This window comes from Mycolicibacterium helvum, from assembly GCF_010731895.1.
GTDB lineage: Bacteria > Actinomycetota > Actinomycetes > Mycobacteriales > Mycobacteriaceae > Mycobacterium > Mycobacterium helvum.
Genome location: NZ_AP022596.1, coordinates 2,510,553 through 2,529,054, shown reverse-complemented (window position 1 = coordinate 2,529,054; position 18,502 = coordinate 2,510,553). Strand labels below are relative to the sequence as shown.

The 18,502-nt window shown below is 65.9% G+C and carries 19 protein-coding genes; 9 read left to right on the top strand and 10 right to left on the bottom strand.

Annotated features, from left to right (window positions below; genetic code table 11):
* Nucleotides 1–95: 95 nt before the first annotated feature.
* Nucleotides 96–1,343: an acyltransferase family protein gene (locus G6N38_RS11740; RefSeq protein WP_163747681.1), complete on the bottom strand. Its 1,248-nt coding sequence runs from the start codon at nucleotides 1,341–1,343 to the stop codon at nucleotides 96–98.
* A 302-nt stretch (nucleotides 1,344–1,645) separates the two neighbouring features.
* On the opposite strand from G6N38_RS11740, the gene G6N38_RS11735 reads away from it, so the two are divergent.
* Nucleotides 1,646–2,974 carry a WS/DGAT/MGAT family O-acyltransferase gene (locus G6N38_RS11735; RefSeq protein ID WP_246228000.1) on the top strand — a complete coding sequence of 443 codons (1,329 nt, stop codon included), beginning with the start codon at nucleotides 1,646–1,648 and terminating at the stop codon, nucleotides 2,972–2,974.
* Nucleotides 2,975–3,051: 77 nt separating this feature from the next.
* Here the strand turns inward: G6N38_RS11735 and G6N38_RS11730 are convergent, their stop codons facing one another.
* From G6N38_RS11730 to G6N38_RS11720, 3 genes are all read right to left on the bottom strand, one after another.
* Nucleotides 3,052–3,372: a hypothetical protein gene (locus G6N38_RS11730; protein ID WP_163747679.1), complete on the bottom strand. Its 321-nt coding sequence runs from the start codon at nucleotides 3,370–3,372 to the stop codon at nucleotides 3,052–3,054.
* Nucleotides 3,373–3,436: 64 nt separating this feature from the next.
* Nucleotides 3,437–3,913 (bottom strand): DUF732 domain-containing protein, encoded by a 477-nt coding sequence (locus tag G6N38_RS11725; RefSeq protein WP_163747678.1) that lies wholly within the window; start codon nucleotides 3,911–3,913, stop codon nucleotides 3,437–3,439.
* Nucleotides 3,914–4,079: 166 nt separating this feature from the next.
* Entirely contained in the window at nucleotides 4,080–5,657 is a 1,578-nt protein-coding gene (locus G6N38_RS11720; protein WP_163747677.1) for a PTS transporter subunit EIIC, read from the bottom strand.
* Between the two features lie 132 nt (nucleotides 5,658–5,789).
* On the opposite strand from G6N38_RS11720, the gene G6N38_RS11715 reads away from it, so the two are divergent.
* The 5 genes from G6N38_RS11715 to G6N38_RS11695 all read left to right on the top strand — a co-directional run bounded on the left by G6N38_RS11715 (nucleotide 5,790) and on the right by G6N38_RS11695 (nucleotide 9,831).
* On the top strand, nucleotides 5,790–6,260 hold the full coding sequence (locus tag G6N38_RS11715; RefSeq protein ID WP_163747676.1) for a PTS sugar transporter subunit IIA: 471 nt from the start codon (nucleotides 5,790–5,792) through the stop codon (nucleotides 6,258–6,260).
* A gap of 11 nt (nucleotides 6,261–6,271) precedes the next feature.
* Complete coding sequence (gene nagB / locus G6N38_RS11710) at nucleotides 6,272–7,057, top strand: glucosamine-6-phosphate deaminase (RefSeq protein ID WP_163747675.1); 786 nt, start codon at nucleotides 6,272–6,274, stop codon at nucleotides 7,055–7,057.
* Nucleotides 7,058–8,188, top strand: coding sequence for an N-acetylglucosamine-6-phosphate deacetylase (gene nagA / locus G6N38_RS11705; protein ID WP_163747674.1), 1,131 nt, complete (start codon nucleotides 7,058–7,060; stop codon nucleotides 8,186–8,188).
* Nucleotides 8,189–8,226: 38 nt separating this feature from the next.
* A complete protein-coding gene (locus G6N38_RS11700; RefSeq protein ID WP_322790567.1) occupies nucleotides 8,227–8,739 on the top strand; it encodes a DUF4262 domain-containing protein in 513 nt (170 codons plus the stop codon).
* Nucleotides 8,740–8,895: 156 nt separating this feature from the next.
* Nucleotides 8,896–9,831, top strand: coding sequence for an esterase family protein (locus G6N38_RS11695; RefSeq protein ID WP_281357911.1), 936 nt, complete (start codon nucleotides 8,896–8,898; stop codon nucleotides 9,829–9,831).
* Between the two features lie 3 nt (nucleotides 9,832–9,834).
* Here G6N38_RS11695 and G6N38_RS11690 read toward each other — a convergent pair whose 3' ends face one another.
* Nucleotides 9,835–10,188 carry a VOC family protein gene (locus G6N38_RS11690; protein WP_163747673.1) on the bottom strand — a complete coding sequence of 118 codons (354 nt, stop codon included), beginning with the start codon at nucleotides 10,186–10,188 and terminating at the stop codon, nucleotides 9,835–9,837.
* 66 nt (nucleotides 10,189–10,254) lie between these two features.
* Here G6N38_RS11690 and G6N38_RS11685 point away from each other — a divergent pair, with 66 nt between their 5' ends.
* The gene (locus G6N38_RS11685; RefSeq protein WP_163747672.1) at nucleotides 10,255–10,581 is read left to right on the top strand and encodes a hypothetical protein; all 327 of its coding nucleotides are present in this window, start codon (nucleotides 10,255–10,257) and stop codon (nucleotides 10,579–10,581) included.
* On the opposite strand, the gene G6N38_RS11680 is transcribed toward G6N38_RS11685, so the two are convergent.
* The 4 genes from G6N38_RS11680 to G6N38_RS11665 all read right to left on the bottom strand — a co-directional run bounded on the left by G6N38_RS11680 (nucleotide 10,578) and on the right by G6N38_RS11665 (nucleotide 14,138).
* Nucleotides 10,578–11,918 (bottom strand): HNH endonuclease signature motif containing protein, encoded by a 1,341-nt coding sequence (locus G6N38_RS11680; protein WP_163747671.1) that lies wholly within the window; start codon nucleotides 11,916–11,918, stop codon nucleotides 10,578–10,580. The genes G6N38_RS11685 and G6N38_RS11680 overlap by 4 nt on opposite strands.
* Nucleotides 11,919–12,027: 109 nt before the next feature.
* Nucleotides 12,028–12,678: a mycothiol-dependent nitroreductase Rv2466c family protein gene (locus G6N38_RS11675; protein ID WP_246227998.1), complete on the bottom strand. Its 651-nt coding sequence runs from the start codon at nucleotides 12,676–12,678 to the stop codon at nucleotides 12,028–12,030.
* 38 nt (nucleotides 12,679–12,716) lie between these two features.
* Nucleotides 12,717–13,499, bottom strand: a complete 783-nt coding sequence (locus tag G6N38_RS11670) for a maleylpyruvate isomerase family mycothiol-dependent enzyme (protein ID WP_163747669.1) — start codon at nucleotides 13,497–13,499, stop codon at nucleotides 12,717–12,719.
* A gap of 54 nt (nucleotides 13,500–13,553) precedes the next feature.
* A complete protein-coding gene (locus G6N38_RS11665; RefSeq protein ID WP_163747668.1) occupies nucleotides 13,554–14,138 on the bottom strand; it encodes a M15 family metallopeptidase in 585 nt (194 codons plus the stop codon).
* Between the two features lie 64 nt (nucleotides 14,139–14,202).
* Here G6N38_RS11665 and G6N38_RS11660 point away from each other — a divergent pair, with 64 nt between their 5' ends.
* Complete coding sequence (locus G6N38_RS11660; protein ID WP_163747667.1) at nucleotides 14,203–15,144, top strand: lytic transglycosylase domain-containing protein; 942 nt, start codon at nucleotides 14,203–14,205, stop codon at nucleotides 15,142–15,144.
* Nucleotides 15,145–15,230: 86 nt separating this feature from the next.
* Nucleotides 15,231–17,753: a DEAD/DEAH box helicase gene (locus tag G6N38_RS11655; RefSeq protein WP_163747666.1), complete on the top strand. Its 2,523-nt coding sequence runs from the start codon at nucleotides 15,231–15,233 to the stop codon at nucleotides 17,751–17,753.
* Here G6N38_RS11655 and G6N38_RS11650 read toward each other — a convergent pair.
* On the bottom strand, nucleotides 17,719–18,501 hold the full coding sequence (locus G6N38_RS11650) for a 5'-methylthioadenosine/adenosylhomocysteine nucleosidase (RefSeq protein ID WP_163747665.1): 783 nt from the start codon (nucleotides 18,499–18,501) through the stop codon (nucleotides 17,719–17,721). The two genes, G6N38_RS11655 and G6N38_RS11650, sit on opposite strands and share 35 nt — an antisense overlap.
* Nucleotide 18,502 lies beyond the last annotated feature (1 nt).

The window sequence follows — 18,502 nt, the reverse complement described above, 5'->3', positions numbered from 1 at the left end:
CTGCGGGTCAACGACACCTCACTGAATTCACGCCCGACCAAGGCAGACTACAGGCACGGAAGGTGTTGGCGCACAGCAAGGCTGGGTCCGGGGCGCTACCCGGCGCGGGCCGAGGACTGCGGCGGGCGCGCATCGCGGGCCTGGTCGATGGAGGCCAGCCGGCTGCCCTCCGCCGCCGGTGGACCGGTGTGCACATCGTGCTGGACGTCACGGAAATCGACCATTCTGCGCATCCAGCGCCGGGCCGGTTCCTCAACCGCATGGAACAACAGCATCGAAAAGGCGACCGCGGCGGCGATCAGACCCACGACGACGATCTTCTGCACCGACTTGGGCAGGTCGATCTGGTACTCCTGCACCGCCCAATTCCACGAGGTGTGCACGATCTCGTGGACCATGTAGAGGCTGAACGAGATCTTGCCGCCATAGATCAGCAGCCGGGTGGACAGCAGGGCCGGCAGGCTGCCCACACCGATCGACAGCGTGACCACCAATGGCATGAACAGCAGGGCAACCACCCCACCGGGGTCGACCATGCCGGCGACGGGGTTCGCGTCGTAGTAGTAGAGGATGCCGACAATCGCGGCGGTCAGCAGCATCGCGGCGACGCCCGCAATGCGCTGTGCACCGTTGCCAAGTTGCAGACGCCGCACTGCCGCGCAGGCCAGCGCGCCGGCCGCGAACTGCGCCACGATGCGCGGCAGCCAGCTCCACGGCGTATAGAGGTGACCGCTGGCCAGCAGCAGGACCGTCGGCGGCAGGGCGGCGGCGAAGGCCAGCAGCAGCAGGGTGCGCGCCCGAGTCACCCGCGCCATCCGGAAGATCACCAGGACGATCCCGCCGAACAACAGGTACGCCAGCCATTCCGCGCTGATCGACCAGGCCGGCCCGTCCCAGCTGGTGCCGTCGAAGAACGGTTCGTACCACAGCTGCACCATGAAGAGCTGGCGCACGTAGCTGATGGCGGTGAGCTTCTCGACGTCCGGGGACGGCACGGTGCCGACGTGCAGCGTGAAGATGATCCACGCGGCCGCGATGTGCATGGTCACCAGGTACACCGGCCACACCCGGGACAGCCGCAGCCACAGGAAATGCAGGGTGGCCCGGCCGGACCAGTGCGATCCCATCCGGTCGAGATAATTCCAGGTCAGCACGAAGCCGCTGAGGATGAAGAACAGGTCAACCCCTTGGGCTCCGGCGTTGAACAGCGGCGCTAGGTCGTCCTTGAGGCGCGGGGAGGCTTCCCAGATCAGCGGGCGAAAATGGAACAGCACCACCCACATGGCGGCGACGATGCGAAGACCGGTCAGAGCTTTGATTTCTCCGGTTCGCACGATTCCCATTTCCGAGTTCTTTGCCTTGCCCGCTTTTCGACGTCACCGCAACGTCACCGCCGACGCCACCTCGTCAGACGGGCCGGACCCCGCCACACCGGGATCTTCAGCACCGGTGACCGTTGGCAGCGTATCAGCGCGTCACCTCCGGACCTGGTTTCGCAATGGTGTGCGGACGCTGGGTGCCCGGCTCGACTGGTCGTTTGCCGAACGGTGATCCTGGTAACACCGAGCGGGTGAGCACCGACGCCGTCCGGCGCCTCTCCGGCCTCGACGCGGCATTCTGGTGGGCGGACACCCAGTCCTGCCCGATGCATATCGGTGCGCTGGGAATCTGTGATCCCGCCGGGGTGCCGGGCTTCAGCTTCGACGCGGTGCGTCAGCTGATGGTGAGCCGGCTGCCCGAACTGCCGATCCTGCGCCACCGCATCGCCGGTGCACGCCACGGCCTGGACCGGCCCTGGCTGGTCGAAGACACCGAGTTGGACATCGACTACCACCTCCGGCACGTCGCCCTTCCCGGGCCGGGTGGACGACCCGAACTCGACGCGTTGGTCAGCCGGCTGATGTCCTTCCAGCTCGCCCGCGACCGCCCGCTGTGGGAGATGTGGTTCATCGAGGGTCTAGCGGGCGGGCGCATCGCCTACCTGACCAAGATTCATCACGCCGTCATCGACGGGGTATCTGGCGCGGGGCTCAGTGAGATTCTTCTCGACGTCACCGCCGAACCGCGGCCACCGGCCACCGCGGTTCCCGACGCCAACGGCCACTTGCCGGGCATCGAACGGCGAGCATTGGGTGCACTTGTGAATATCGCCGTGATGACCCCCTACCGGGTGGCCCGGGTAGTGCAGCAGACCGTGACCCAGCAGCTCGCGGCCCGCAAGGTTGCCAATAAACCGCCGAATTTCTTCGAGGCCCCGACCACCCGGTTCAACACGCAACTATCCATGCAGCGGCGGGTGACGTATGCGAGTTTGTCGCTCGACCGGGTCAAAGCCGTCAAGCAGGCCTTCGACGTGAAAGTCAATGATGTTGTCCTGGCTATCATTTCGGGTGCCTTGCGGGATTATCTGCAAGCTCGCGGTGAGCTGCCTGACCGGCCGCTGGTCGCTCAGGTTCCGGTGTCGACGCATACGGAGTCGTCTACCGCCGGAAATCAGATGACGTCGACGACCGTGCGACTGGCCACCGACATCGCCGACCCTGTCGAGCGACTCACGGCGATCTACGAAAGTTCCTGCGGAGCGAAGGAAATGGCCAAGACCCTGTCTGATCATCAGCTGGTCGGCCTGACCGAGACCACCCCGCCCGGATTGTTGGGGCTGGCGGTGCGGGCCTACTCCGCGGCCCACCTGGGCGACCACGTGGTACCCATCAACCTGGTGGTCTCCAATGTGCCGGGCCCGGACTTCCCGCTGTATCTAGCGGGCGCGCGGGTCGAGACCCTGGTGCCCATCGGTCCGCTGATGCTCGACGTCGGCCTGAACATCACCTGCCTGAGCTATTGCGGCTCGCTGGATTTCGGGGTTTCGACCACGCCCGAAATCTGCCGCGATATCGACGAATTCACCAAAGCGCTGCAGCCCGCCCTCGAGCAACTCGAGGATGCGGCCGGCGGGCGGATCCCCCCATCCTGACACCGGGTCAGGTTGCGGCCCAGCCGCCGTCGACACTGAGGATGGCGCCGCTACCGGGATCTGATCGCGCCTGAGGGCTAGCCGCCGTTCTGGGCCATCGCCCAGCAGGTGACCGAGTGCCACAAGTTGCACGGGATCCCGTTCATCGTGGGGATCTGGTTCGGCTGGATGTTGGTCGTGATGTCCGTCGGGCCGACGGCCTGGGGGATCTGGCCGCCCGACTGGCCGGCAGTACACACTCCGGGGAATCGGGTGGGGACCGTGCCGCTGGGGCAGTCTGCGGCCGCCGGGGCGGCGAACGCCACCGAGCCCGACACCAACGCTGCCGCTGCCGCCGCGATAAAGAGCCGTCGTCGTTTCACCGTCACGAGTTTTCCGCCTTTGGGAGTTACTGCCACCTAACCACGTTATCGACGGCGGGGCTAGCTCCGTTAGCGGCGATGAGCTGGACCGCAGCCCTGGTCAGGGACTGAGCACGCCAGCCGCCGAGGACGTGAGTGATGGCACCGACGACAGTCCCGGCACCGCCGTGCCGTTCAGCGTGTTGAGCGTCCCCGAAGCCTGGTTGGCGGTGCTCATGAGCGTCATGATCGGCCCGAAGTTGCCGTTGGCCAGTTGGGTCATGGCCGCGGGGCACTGCGACTTGATGGCCTGTTCCGCCACAAACCCGGTGACCTGCGAGGCGAGGCCGCCATAGCCGCTTGCGGTCGTGGCGTTGGAAACCAGGCTGCTGCCCGGCTTGGCGAGCAACGGGCAGATCTGTTGTCCGATTTGCTCGATCAGTTGGGTGATCGGGCCGCCATTGCCGATCCCGACCGCACTCAGGAGGCCGCTGGTGTCGACCGGGTCGGCGTGTGCCGCGGCCGGCCAGGTTGTGGCGGCGATGAACACCCCGGCGGTCACGGTGAGTACCTCGGCGCCGAATGTGCGAACGGTCATGTGGTTCCTCGCTATGGCTGTTAGGGCTCAAGTGCAAGAGCCACAAATGTCACTTCGGTAACAATGGGCCACTTGAGTCACAGTAGGAACACGGATCGATAAAGCTTCGAAGCCTATGCGTTTCCTTTGCGCGATCTGGCCGCGAGGATGCGAAACTCGGCCGTTTCTATAGCGCGTCGGTGATCTCGTTCTTGAGCGCCTCGGCTTGCGTGCCGAATACAGCCTGCACACTGTCGCCGATTTCGATCACACCGGCGGCGCCCAGTAGGCGTAGCCGGCCCTGATCGACTCTGCTGGTGTCGACCACCTCCATGCGCAGGCGGGTAATGCAGGCGTCAACGTTGCGTAGGTTCTCCCGGCCACCGAAGGCCGCGATAAGTTGTTCGGCCTTGCTGTCGACGGCGACCGGGGCAGCCTTGAGGGCGCCGACGGCGCCTTCCGCGTCGACCGCCGTAGCCGATTCCGCGCCCTCGCTGAGGTTGGCCCGCTGTTCGGCGTCGAACTCCGCGTCGGGCTCGCGTCCGGGGGTTCGCATGTTCCACTTGGTGATCACGAACCGGAACAGCAGGTAATACACCACGAAGTAGACCAGCCCCATCGCGATCAACAGCGGGACGTTCTTTGCCGCGGGCGCATTGCCGTAGAGCACCAGGTCGATCAGGCCCGCTGAGAACGAGAACCCGAGATGGATGTCGAGCAAGTAGGCGATGGCCAGCGACAATCCCGTCAGCACGGCGTGCACGACGTAGAGCGGGAACGCCACGAACATGAAGGCGAATTCCAGCGGTTCGGTCACGCCGGTCAGGAACGCGGTCAGCGCGGCAGCGGCCAGAATGCCGACCGCGACCTTGCGCTGCTTCTTGTTCGCGACGTGGATCATCGCCAGCGCCGCGGCAGGCAGGCCGAACATCAGAATCGGGTAGAAGCCCGCCGTGTACGCACCGCCGGTCGGGTCACCCGCGGTGAAGCGCGGGATGTCACCGGTAACAAGCTTGCCACTCGGCGATTGATAGTCACCGTAGAGGAACCAGATGTAGGAGTTCGGAATGTGGTGCAAGCCAAGCGGTATCAGCATGCGGTTGGCGAATCCGTAGACGAAAGCGCCGAGCGCGCCGGCACCGGTGATGAACTTGCCGAGGCCAGTCAGGCCTGCATCGAACACCGGATAGAAGTAGCTCAGCGCGAATGCCAGGAACAGCGACGCCACCGACACCACGATCGGCACGAAACGCCGACCCCCGAAGAAACCGAGATACGACGGCAGCGCAATGGTGTGGTAGCGGTCGAAGAGCCATGCGGTGAGCAGGCCGACGACAATCCCGCCGAAAACCTTGTAGTCGATCTGCGCCTGTTCACCGGCCTTGTTGAGCTGACCGGCGAGCACGAACGGCGACATCGTCTTGAAGACCGCCTGCATCACCAGGTAGCCGACGGCGGCCGACAGCGCGGTCGAGCCATCGGCCTTGCGGGCGAAGCCGATCGCCACGCCGATGGCGAACAGCAGCGGCAGGTTGTCGAACAGCGCCCCACCGGCAGCGCTCATCGCCTGGAAGAATGGCCCGATCACCGGCGCCTTGATCCGGCCAAGCAGGTCGTCCTGGCCCAGCCGCAGCAGGATGCCCGCCGCCGGAAGGACGGCGATCGGCAGCATCAAACTCTTGCCGAGCCGTTGCAGCTGCGCGAAGCCCGGTATACGCAATCCCGACTTTTGCTGTGCCCCTGAATCTTTGGTGGTTTCGCTCATGACGGGACGACCTCCCTTTGTCGCAGCACAGCCGAAGCTTAAACAAACCTTCGCATGTGAGACGAAGTTTTCGCCACGCCCGCGTGCGCCGAGTCTCTATTGTCTACGACCATCACCAAGCAAGGAGTCGATGTGAGCACGACACCCGTTCACGCGCCGGTTTCCGGGCGCGCCGTCGCTCTCGCCGACGTGCCCGATCCGGTTTTCGCACAGGGCATGGTGGGGTACGGCGCCGCGGTCGATCCGCCACGTGAGGTGATCGACGCGGTGGCACCCGTCAGCGGGCGCATACTCAAGCTGATGCCGCACGCCTACATCATCGTGACGAGTGAGAACGTCGGTGTTCTGGTCCATCTCGGGCTGGACACGGTGACGCTGAACGGCGCCGCCTTCAGCGCCCACGTCGCCGAGGGCGACACGGTGGCCGCCGGTCAGACAGTGATCACCTATGACGTTCCGACGGTGGTGGCGGCGGGCCTGAATCCTGTTGTTCCCGTGGTGGTTGTGGACGAGCGCGAGCCAGGTAATGTCGTCGTTGACGAGGTGGTCGCTACAGGGTCCGGAATCACCGCTGGCTCAGCACTTTTCACAGCCAACAAATAGGGCTTAGATCAATGGAAGTCATTATCACCGACGACGCGCAACAGATCGGCACCATTGCGGCCGACGCGATCGAGGCGCTGCTGACCCGCAAGCCGACAGCGGTTGTGGGGCTCGCCACCGGTTCGTCACCGCTGTCGATCTACGACGAACTGGCGGACCGATACGAAGCGGGGCGGATCACCTTTCGTCAAGCCCGCGGCTTCACCCTCGATGAGTACGTCGGCCTACCCGCCGACCATCCCCAGCGCTACCGCAATGTGATTGACGCCGCGTTCGTCTCACGCGTCGACTTCGCCCCCGGCGCGGTGGCCGGTCCCGACGGCCTGGCCGCCGACATTCCAGCAGCCTGTGCGAGCTACGAACAAGCGATCGACGAGGCGGGCGGCATCGACCTGCAGATCCTGGGGATCGGTACTGACGGCCACATCGGTTTCAACGAGCCCGGCTCGTCCCTGGCCTCGCGCACCAGGATCAAAACGCTGACGCGCCAGACCCGTATCGACAACGCTCGCTTCTTCGACGGCGATGTCGACCGGGTCCCGACACACTGCTTGACACAGGGGTTGGGCACCATCATGGCAGCCCGCCACGTGATCCTGGTGGCCACCGGCCACACCAAAGCCGAAGCGGTGCACCAGCTCGTCGAGGGGCCGGTGAGCGCGATGTGGCCGGCCACCGTCCTGCAGCACCACCACCACGTCACCGTGCTGCTCGACGGGGGCGCGGCGCGCCGACTGCAACTGGCCGATTACTACCGCGAAACCTACCTGTCCAAGCCTGCGTGGCAGGGAATCTGAGTGCTGCTCACCGCCCAGACGCTGCTGACCGGCCGAGAGTTGTTGCGGCCGGGCTGGATCGAGGTCTCGGGTACCGCGGTGCAAGCGGTCGGTGCCGGCGCACCACCCGGGCCAGCCGACCGTGACCTGGACACCGTGGTGCCCGGTTTCGTCGACACCCACGTGCATGGGGGTGGCGGGTCGGATTTCTCTGCGGCGACCCGATTCGACACGGTGGCCGCCGTCGACCTGCATCGCCGCCGCGGCACCACCACGCTGATCGCGTCACTGGTCTCGGCCGGGCCCACCGACCTGCTGCATCAGGTCGAGGTGTTGGCTGGCCAGGTCCACGGCGGTCTGCTCGCCGGTATCCATCTGGAGGGGCCGTGGCTGGCGGCCGAACGATGCGGGGCGCACGATCCTGTGCTGCTGCGCGATCCGGATCCCGGTGAGCTCGAGACCGTGTTGCAAACAGGTGGCGGGACCATCCGGATGGTCACCCTGGCACCGGAGCGGCTCGGCGGGATCGCGGCGATCGAGCAGGTCGTGGCTGCCGGTGCGGTGGCAGCAGTCGGGCATACCGAGGCGACCTACGAGCAGACGCGGGCGGCGATCGCCGCGGGCGCCACAGTGGGGACCCATCTGTTCAACGCGATGCGCCCGATCCACCACCGTGAGCCCGGCCCGGTGATCGCGCTGCTGGAGGACCCGCGGGTGACCGTGGAGTTGATCGCCGACGGAGTGCACGTCGACGCCGCCCTGTACCGGCACGCGACCCGGGTCGCCGGCTCCGACCGGCTGTCGTTGATCACCGACGCGATGGCTGCGGCCGGGGCGAGCGACGGGCGCTATCGGATCGGGCGGATGGACGTCGAGGTTGCCGACGGCGTCGCGACCCTGGCGGGCACCGCCACCATCGCGGGCAGCACCGCGACGATGGACCGGGTGTTCCGGTTCGCGGTCGCCCACAGCGGACTGCCCCGCGACGAGGCGTTGTTGGTCGCGGTGCGCCAATCCTCGGTGAATCCGGCTCGCGCCCTGGGTCTTCCCTCCCCCGAACTGGCCTTCGGCGCGCGGGCCGACCTGGTCACGCTCGATGCCGGCCTGGCAGTGGCCGACGTGCTGCACGGCGGTGCGTGGGTTTCTCGCTGACCAGACGAACGTCTGTTCGAGGATTTGTCGGACCCTCGGTGCATGGTGTCGATGAGCCGCTGAAGACAGACGAAAGGGGCACCGTCATGTGCTGGATCTGCGATCACCCGGGCAGCACCGTCACCGACTACCTCGACGAGGTGCGCGGAAAGATTCTGCGGCGGGGCTGGACGGTGCAATACGTCGAATCCCCGCAGATGCCGTTCGCGTACACGATCGGGTTGAGCGACTACGACGTGCCCGAGCTGCTGATCACCAATGTGTCGCCGCAACGTGCCCTTCGGGTGCTCGACGGGTCGGCCGAACACATTCTTCGGGGCGTGCAGCTCACCGCGGGCCAACAGTTCACTCTCTGCGGCTGTCCAATGCTGGAGGTCGTGGAGGTCGAGCATCCCGACGCGCACATGGGTTTCGCGGTCGCCCTGTATGGGCCCATTCGCGCGCTGCAACTGGTCTGGGCGGATGGCCGCGGCCGCTGGCCGTGGGCGGCGGACTTCTGCGATCGCGAGAGCCGGCAACCGGTATTGGGCGTGCGTGCCAGGGCTGCCTGATGCACCGGCCCCAATTCGTCTGATCACAAAGGCATTACGGCAGGTGTGCCAGGCCGGGCCGAGGGGCATTGCGTTGCTACCTTGCTGAACGTGATGACCTCGGTGCGCGCTGCGGTCCGTTGGGTGCGGCGGTTCGCGGTCGTCACCACGGCGGTCATGCTGGCTCCCGGGGTAGTGGGGCTGACCGGACAGACTGCACCGGCCGCCGCATACTCGCGGCAGGGCCTGCCGGTGGAGCAACTCGACGTGCCGTCCCCGGCGATGGGCCGCAACATCCGGGTCCAGTTCCAGGGCGGCGGCCCGCACGCGGTGTACCTGTTGGACGGCCTTCGAGCCCTCGATGACGCGAGTGGCTGGGATATCAATACCGCGGCCTTCGAGTGGTACTACCAATCCGGTCTGTCGCTGGTGATGCCGGTCGGCGGTCAGTCCAGCTTCTACAGCGACTGGTACCAACCCGCGGCCGGGTCCAACGGGACGGTGACCTACAAATGGGAAACCTTTCTGACGCAGGAGTTGCCGACCTGGCTGGCCACCAACAGAGCGATCACCCCGATCAACAACGCGGTCGTCGGACTGTCGATGTCGGGCAGCGCGGCCCTGACGCTGGCGATCTGGCATCCCGACCAATTCATCTTCGCCAGTTCACTGTCCGGGTTCCTCAATCCGTCGCTGGGTCTGTGGCCGACGCTGATCGGCTTGGCCATGAAGGACGGCGGCGGGTACCGATCCACGGACATGTGGGGTCCGCGCAGTGATCCGGCCTGGCAGCGCAACGACCCGATGGTCAACATCGCCAGGCTGGTGGCCAACAACACTGCGGTGTGGATCTACTGCGGCACGGGTGCGCCATCCGAACTCGACTACGGCGACGATGTCAACGCCGGCGGATTGTTCTCGGCCGGTTACCTGGAGAACATCACGCTGAATACCAATAAAGAATTCCAGCGCAAATACCTGGCCGCGGGCGGACACAACGCGGTGTTCAATTTCCCGCCCAGCGGAACCCACAGCTGGGGCTACTGGGGCGCTCAGCTCCAAGCCATGAAGGGTGACTTGCAGCGGGTCCTGGGCGCGACGCCCACCGGTTAGGGCTCAGTCGGGGTGACCGACGACATTGAGTACGTTGCCGCCCGGATCGCGAACGAAGAACCGCCGCACGCCCCACGACTCCGTCGTCAACGGGTGGACGATCTCATAGCCACGCTCAACGGCTTCGGCGTAGGCCGCGTCGACATCATCGGTCAGCACCGAGACGACGGGTGCCTCGGGCCCGGCCGCGTCGCTGGTAAGCAGCTGCACGTTCGCACCGGTCTCACAGCTGGTGTAGCGAGCCACCCACCCGAGGTTGAATTCTTCGTCGTCCAGCCCGAGGTAGCCGGTGTAGAAGCCTTTCGCCGCTTCGAGATCGGGGACCACAAGGTCGGCGATGATTCGGTTGACACGCATACCTTGATCATGCCGGGCGGCGCAGTGTCGCGGTGGCACACTGCCATTGATCAGGAGGACACCCCCGTGGCACACCCGGTGACTGTCGTGTTGGTGGATAGCAAGACCGCGGCCACCCTTGCCCAGGTGCTGCCGCTGCTTTTGCTCACGCTCGCGGTGGAATTGCGCCGCACGCAACGACATCGAACACTCAGTCGCTGGCGCATCGGGCTCTTCCTGGCGGTGTTCGGGGTGGCCGAGACCGTACTGGTGCTCTCGATCGACGGTGCGTTCTTTCCGTTCCAGTGGTTCGACATCTTCTCAGCAGTGTTCATCTTGTGGTTGATGTCATTGATCTTCCGGTTGTCGTTGTCCGACCCATCAAAAGACGACAGCGACGAGGACGATCTTTAGTCCCTTTCGTCGTCTTTGGGCAGAAGCCGTACTGGGTGGTGGTAGTCGTTGACGCCACCTTTGAGCATGGGGAGTCCTGGTGGTGGGATCCATTGAGTTTGGCCGTTGGGCAGTAATCGGGTGTTCCAGCCGCCGGTTTCGACGAGTTGGTTGTCGGGTGGGCAGGCCAGGGTGAGGTCGTTGATGTCGGTTTTGCCGCCGTTTTTCCAGTCTTGGGCGGCGTGGTGGACCACGCTGTGGTAGCCGGGGGCGTCGCAGCCCGGTCGGGTACATCCGCGATCCTTGGCGTGCAGGATGATTCGCTGATCCGCGGTGGCGAACCGGCGATCGCGACCCAGCCACAACGCCCGCCCGTTCACTCCGTCGAACAAGGCCAGGTAGTGATAGGCGTGGGCGGCCATCCGAATCAGGTCCGGGATCGGCAACAGGGTGCCGCCGGCGGTGACCGCATGCCCGGCCTTGGCTTGCAGGTCTTGGACGGTGGCGGTGGCGATCACCGTCACCGGTAACCCCTTGTGCTGACCGAACTTCGGATCCCCCAGCTGGCCGCGCACCAACGCCGTCAACGCGTCGTGCTGGCGCTGGCCATGGCTGCGCAGATCGCGTTCGGCGACTTGCTCAGAGGGGGTCATCGTCGGCGACTCATCTGCGGGGTTGCACACGCCCGGGGCGGCGAATTTCGCGAACCAGGCGTCCAGCTCCGAGCGTAGTTCCGGGTCGGCGATCAGCCGGCCGACGCTCATGCCGTCTATCTGTTGGCCGCCGCACCACACGAATCCGCGCTTGCGGGCACGATCCTCATCGGAGAACGTGCCGTCCGGGTTGAGATGCAGCGTCAACCGGTGGGCGACCTTGTCTAATTGATCCGGGCGCAGATTCACCGCGTGCTCGGCCAGCGAGCGTTCGGCCTTGTCCACCTCGGCCGGTGGGACGTGGTCGGGCAGGTCACGGAAAAACTTCTGGATCACCCGCAGATGCTCACCATCAAGCTGCCCGTCATGCCACGCCTGAGATGTTTCCGGCAGCAGCGGCGGAAGCGGTTCACCGGTCAAGGTGGTCCGCGGTGCGAGTTGTTCGGCGTCCCGGATGCGCCGCTTGGCCTCCCGCGGACTGATCCGCAACACATCGGCCAAGGTGATTCCGATGGGTGGGCAGCCTTCGAACCGCTCCAACCGGGCCACCCCGGCATGAGACACCGCCACCTGCAGGCGTCGCGCATTCTCCAACCGCTCCAATACCGCGAACCGCTTCGGCGCAGGCAAGGTATCGAAATCGACCGCGGCAAGGGACGCGACGACCTCGTCGAGCGTGTCCAGAAGTCCGTCGATCGAACTCATGTTCGAAACATTACGCTCCAGCGCCGACAGAAAGTGACCGCGAGGCCAATCTGGGGATGAACCCGAGACTGGGGATAAAGCCAATCCGCAGAACCGAATTCGAGCATCCCTAGTCCCCGAAGCTGATGACCTCGCCGCGGTTGATCGACACCCAGTCACGTGCCTCGAGATACGGCCGGAACGTCTCGGCGATCGCCTGCTCGTCGGCAGATGTCTTGGGCCGCTGAAGCTCGTAGAGATGTGGGAATTCTGTCCACGCGACGACGGCGTCCCACAACCGCAGCGCCGCCTCCCCGGTCGGCGGGTCGATGAGCACCGGGCCGAACAAACACTGCCCGTCGGGGAAGAAGAGCGTCGGCACGCCATAGCCATCAGCGGCCACCACCCGTTGGTGATCGGCGAGCACCTCATCGCCGGTGCTGGGATCGGCGATCGCCTGATCCACCAACCCCGGATCGAAACCGAGCTCCTCGAGCAGATGCCGGGCCACCGCCGGCTCGTGCGGCTTGTGCCCCTCGACATGCAAGGCCCGACCGGCCCGCTGATACCACGCCTCCACATCCGCCATCGACTGGCGGCGCAACAGCGCCCCGATCCGCATCATCGACCAGCCATAGGACCACTCGCGCTCCCACGGATGCTTCTTGCCCTCCTGGCGGTTGACCTCCTCGAGGCTGAAAAACCGCCAATTCACCACCAGACCGGTCCGGTCCCGCACCTCACACATCCACCGCGACGTCTGATACGCATACGGGCACATCACGTCGAAATGAAAATCGACGCACTCCGGCCGCCCGCTCACATCGTGAACCTCAAGTTGCGGGCCGCACGCTCACCCAACTCAGCGTCGCCGGTCCAGCTGACCGCACCCGAGTCGATCTGCGCCTGCGGATCGATACGCCCACAGGTCAGCATGATGAACGTCGTCGAGTCCGCGATCAGCGTGGCATCCGGATCGTCCAGGTGGTCAACCTGTTTGGCGCGTCCGTTGACCGCGACGTCGATCTCCCGAACGACCGGCCCCGTCAGGCGGAAAGCGATGCTGCTGCCCTCGGGCACACCCACCTTCTTGCCGGCGATATAACCGATGGAACTCTCCACCTGTGCCAGCGCCATCTCCGCCGGGACGCCACCATCGTTGGTCAGGCGCCCCAGCGGAATCGTGATATCACGCACGTGCACCCAGAAATCGAACACCCGGATCTCCAGGAACCGCCCGTAAGTGCCGGGACCGACCGGCATCCACGACGGCCGGTCCAGATCAGCGTCACTCAGCGCGGCCAGATCCCGTCGACGCTCAGCGAAGACCGCGCGCACCTTCTCGACCAGAACCGCCGGATCGTCAGTCCCCGCCAGAAACTCCGCGGCCCGCTCGAACGGTGGCGGAGTGCTGTCGTCGTGCGGCAACCAACCAGCCATGACGGCTTCGATGCTGACCACATGCTGAACCACCTCGCGCATGTCCCACTCCGGACACAGCGACTGCGCCTCCCACTCAGCATCACTCAGCTCATCGCACAGACCTTCGATCGACGTGTAACAGGCCTCCAGCGCATCGCGGATTTCGTCCAGACTCCTCATGGTCCCGATCAAACTACGCGCGACCGACAGCCGGGCCCGATCGGGCGGATCTGCTCAGCCCGCGGCGTTCGGCAGCAGCGGCGGGCAGTTACCCGCCGGGTCGGTGGCCAGCTCGAAGTGCCACAGCTCGTTGGCGTAGATCCGGCACAGCCCGAACCGCGCGCCGTTGGCGATCAGCCACTGGTCAGCGCCCACACCGCCGACGTCGACTGCCTGGCCGATGACATGTTTGGACGCCTCAGGAGTCTGCACGTACTGCCGGGCGGCAGCCAGGCTGCCGTACTGGGCAACGGCGCTGTCGAGCAGGCGTTGCTGGAACTCCGGTGAACGCCATCCGGACGTGACGGTCATGGTGATGCCGTCGGCCGCGGCCGCGGTGGCCGCCTGCTGGATCGCGGTGAGCAGTTGCGGATCGAGGCGGCCGACGGCGGGGTTCTGCACGTCGAACGGGGTCAGGACCTGACCGTCGGTCAGCGACCCATCACCGGCCGCGACTGAAGGTGGATCGACGGTGATGGTGTTGTCGGCCAACGTGATTCGTAGGTTCTGGGCTGATTCTCCGGCCGCGCCGAGTACCACCGTCGCTGTCGTGGCCACGGCCAACATGCCGGCCGCGACGAAGGTGAGATCCATCCGCATGATCTGTCCATCATCGCATCCCGAATTCGTTGTCCTCGTCGTCGCAGTAGGACAGACTGCAGCGATGCGCACCCGACTCCGGACCCTCGTGCCGGCGACGGTCATGCTGGCCGTCGCCGCGTGCGCACCCTCCCCCGCACCGCCGTCGGCCACATCCGCGTCTCATGCACCCGCTTCGTCGATGCCCGCGGTGGCGCTGGACTCACCGACGGCACCGGCCGACGCAGCTCCCGCCGGTGCGCAACCCCGGCTGGCGCCCGACCCGGCGCAGCTGGCCGATGACCTGGTCGCCGACGAGCTGGCCATCCGCGACCCGTCGACGCCGGAGCCCGCGCTGGTTGCCGCAGCCCGCCGCCAGCAGGTGGCCTACCGCGCCATCGGCCGACACCCCGAATGGGACGGCACCATCCGCCCGAAGATCCCAGCGGAACTAGTCGAGGCGTACGACCGCAACGTCGACGCACGGCGGCAGCTCGCCTCGATGGCCCACGTGCGGGACACGTTGCCGGCCTGGCGCATCGTGGCGCCGGCCCCGGCTGACGAGCTGCTCGGCTATTACCACGAGGCTGAGGCGGCCAGCGGCGTCGGTTGGAACTACCTGGCCGCGATCAACCTGGTCGAGACCCGTCTCGGCAGCATCGTCGGCCTGAGCACCGCAGGAGCGGACGGCCCCATGCAATTCCTGCCGTCGACGTTCGCCGGGTACAGCGAGGGCGGGGACATCCGCTCACCCCGCGACAGCATCATGGCCGCCGGCCGCTACCTGGCCGCCAACGGCTTCACCACCGATCCCGATCACGCGATCTACCGATACAACCACTCCGACGCATACGTGGCGGCCGTCAAGGACTACGCGGCGGTGCTGGCCGACCCCGCCTCGTTCGCCGGTTTCTACCGCTGGGACGTGTACTGCGTCACCGTCGACGGTGACGTCGTCCTGCCGATCGGCTACGTCGCCGATGCGCCCATCCCGGTCGGCGACTATCTGGCGACCCATCCGCAGTAGTCCGGCGCCCGCCGGTTGCTTGAGGCAGCCGGCCCTGGCGACGATGACCGGGCCCGCATCGCGCCGGTAACCTATCGGGCATACCTATGCCCACGAGTCCGAGCGACCTGTCGACCCTGCGCGCATTGCGTGACGATCCCGACGCGGTGTTCGCCTCGTTCGCGGCATGGGCGCAGGCCCGCGGCACCGAGCTGTACCCGGCGCAAGAGGAAGCGCTGATCGAACTGATCAGCGGCGCGAATGTGGTGCTGGCGACGCCGACCGGCTCGGGCAAGTCGCTGGTGGCCACCGGTGCGATTTACGCGGGGCTGACTGCAGCGAGCCGCAGCTACTACACCGCCCCGATCAAGGCGCTCGTCAGCGAAAAGTTCTTTGCGCTCTGCGACGTCTTCGGTGCGGCCAACGTCGGCATGTTGACCGGCGACGCCGCAGTCAACGCCGGCGCTCCGGTCATCGCCTGCACCGCTGAGATCCTGGCCAACATCGCGCTGCGCGAGGGCGCCGATGCGGACATCGGCCTGGTGGTCATGGACGAGTTCCACTTCTACGGCGACCCCGACCGCGGCTGGGCCTGGCAGGTGCCGCTGCTGGAACTGCCGCACGCGCAGTTCCTCCTGATGTCGGCCACGCTCGGCGATGTCACGTTCCTGCGCGAGGACCTGACGCGGCGCACCGGTCGGCCGACGGAACTGGTCGCCAACGCCGAACGCCCGGTGCCGCTGTATTACAGCTACGCGACCACACCGATGCACGAGACGATCGGCGACCTGCTCGACACCAAACGGGCACCGATCTACGTCGTCCACTTCACCCAGGCTTCGGCGCTGGAACGCGCGCAGGCGCTGATGAGTGTCAACGTGAGCACCAAGGAGGAGAAGTCAGCGATCGCCGATCTGATCGGCGGCTTCCGCTTCTCGACGACCTTTGGTTCGACTTTGTCTCGACTGGTCCGGCACGGGATCGGCGTCCACCACGCGGGCATGCTGCCCAAGTACCGGCGGCTGGTGGAGCAGCTGGCGCAAGCCGGCCTGCTGAAGGTCATCTGCGGCACCGACACCCTGGGTGTCGGGATCAACGTACCGATCCGGACCGTCGTCTTCTCGGCGTTGTCGAAGTACGACGGCACCCGCACCCGGCTGCTCAACGCCCGCGAGTTCCACCAGATCGCCGGTAGGGCCGGGCGGGCGGGCTACGACACCGCCGGAACCGTCGTCGTGCAGGCACCCGACCACGAGGTGGAGAATCTCAAACAGTTCGCCAAGGCCGCCGACGACAAAAAGAAGCTCCGAAAACTAGTGCGCCGCAAGGCACCCGAGGGCATGGTGCCGTGGAGCGAGTCGACACTGGATAGGTTGGTCACGGCTTCACCCGAGCCGCTGACCAGCAATATGCGGATCTCGACGGCGATGATCCTCGACGTCGTCGATCGTCCCGGCGACCCGTTTCTCGCGATGCGCCGGCTACTCACCGAGAATCACGAGCCACGCAAGCGCCAACTCCAGCACATCCGCGAGGCGGTTGGCATAGCCCGCTCGTTGCTGCAGGCCGGGGTGCTGGAACGGCTCGACGAGGCCGAGGCCAACGGCCGCCGTTACCGCTTGACCGTCGACCTGCCTGCCGACTTCGCCCTCAACCAACCGTTGTCGACGTTCGCCCTCGCAGCGATCGATGTGCTCGACGTAGCATCGGAAACGTATGCACTGGACGTGGTTTCGGTGATCGAGGCGACCCTGGAGGATCCCCGCCAGATCCTGGCGGCCCAGTTGAACAAGGCCAGGGGGGAGGCCGTGGCCGCGATGAAGGCCGAGGGTATCGAGTACGACGAACGCATCGAGCTGCTCGACGACGTCACCTACCCCAAACCCCTCGACGAACTGCTGCAGCACACCTACGAGGTCTACCTGCAGAGCAACCCATGGGCTGCCGACGCCACACTGTCCCCGAAGGCCGTCGTGCGCGAGATGTGGGAGCGCGCGTTCACCTTCAAGGAATTCGTCAGCGTCTACGGGCTGACCCGCTCCGAAGGAGCGGTGCTGCGCTATCTGTCCGACGCTTTCAAGGCGCTGCGGTCCGGTGTGCCTGCCGCCGCCCGCACCGACGAGGTCACCGACATCGTCGAGTGGCTCGGAGAGCTTGTCCGCCAGGTTGATTCGAGCCTGCTCGACGAATGGGAACAGCTCACCAACCCAGATCAGACGCAGGATGTCCCGGTCTCGGTGCCGACCCGCCCACGCCCGTTGACCGGCAACGAACGGGCGTTCACCGCGATGGTCCGCAACGCACTGTTCCGCAGGGTGGAGCTGTTCGCCAGGCGCCGCTGGCATGACCTCGGCCTGCTGGACAGCGGCTCTGGGTGGACAGCGCAGCGCTGGGCGGATGTTATCGACGCCTACTTCGCCGAGCACGACGATGTGGGCATCGGCGCCGACGCCCGTGGCCCCGCATTGCTGATCATCGACCGGCAGCCCGAGGTGTGGCGCGTCCGGCAGATCCTCGACGACCCTGCCGGCGACCATGATTGGGGATTCGACGTCGAGGTGGACCTGGGTGCCTCCGATGAGGAAGGCGTGGCGGTTATCCGGCTGGTCGATGCGGGGCGGATGGACTGAGCACGGGTAGCAGTCGACGCAGGATCGCCACCGAGGACGCGGCCACCTCGTCGACGAATGCGAGGAAGTCGAACCGGGAATCGTGTCCGGCCAGATCCGACAGTGCGCGGATGACCAGCCAGGGCACCCCGAACGATTCGGCTACCTGAGCCACGGCGCCACCCTCCATCTCGACCGCAAGGCCGCCGAAGTCGCGGTGCAGTCGCGCCCTGGTCAGGTCGCTGTGCAGATACTGGTCCCCGGACAACACCGTGCCAAACCTGATTTCCGCCGGCCGGTCCGCGCCACCGGCCGCACCGGTTAGTGCGGGAAGTGTGAAATCTGCGAGCCGGTCGATGACCCGTGTCAGCAGGTCGTCATCAACCCGGTAGCCGAGTCGGTCGGTCGGGTTGATGAACGGCACATGCCCGGCCTGGTAGGTCTGCAGGCCTTCGTCTTCGATCAGTCCGGCGTCATGCTGGATCACCCGATCGGCGATCACCACGTCACCCACTGCAAGGGCCGGGTCGAGGCCGCCCGCCACGCCTGAGAAAACTATTGCGCCACAACTGAATCTGTCTGCCAGCACCGTCGCGACCAGCGCACTGTTGACTTTCCCCATGCCGGAGCCGGCCAGCACGACGTCATGGCCGTCCAGCGTTCCGATAACGAATTCGGTATGGGCTGTCTGTACCGGCGCCGCATCGCACAGCAGCGTGCGCAGGTGGGTGAGTTCTTGAGGGATCGCGCAGATCAGTCCAATGGGCACA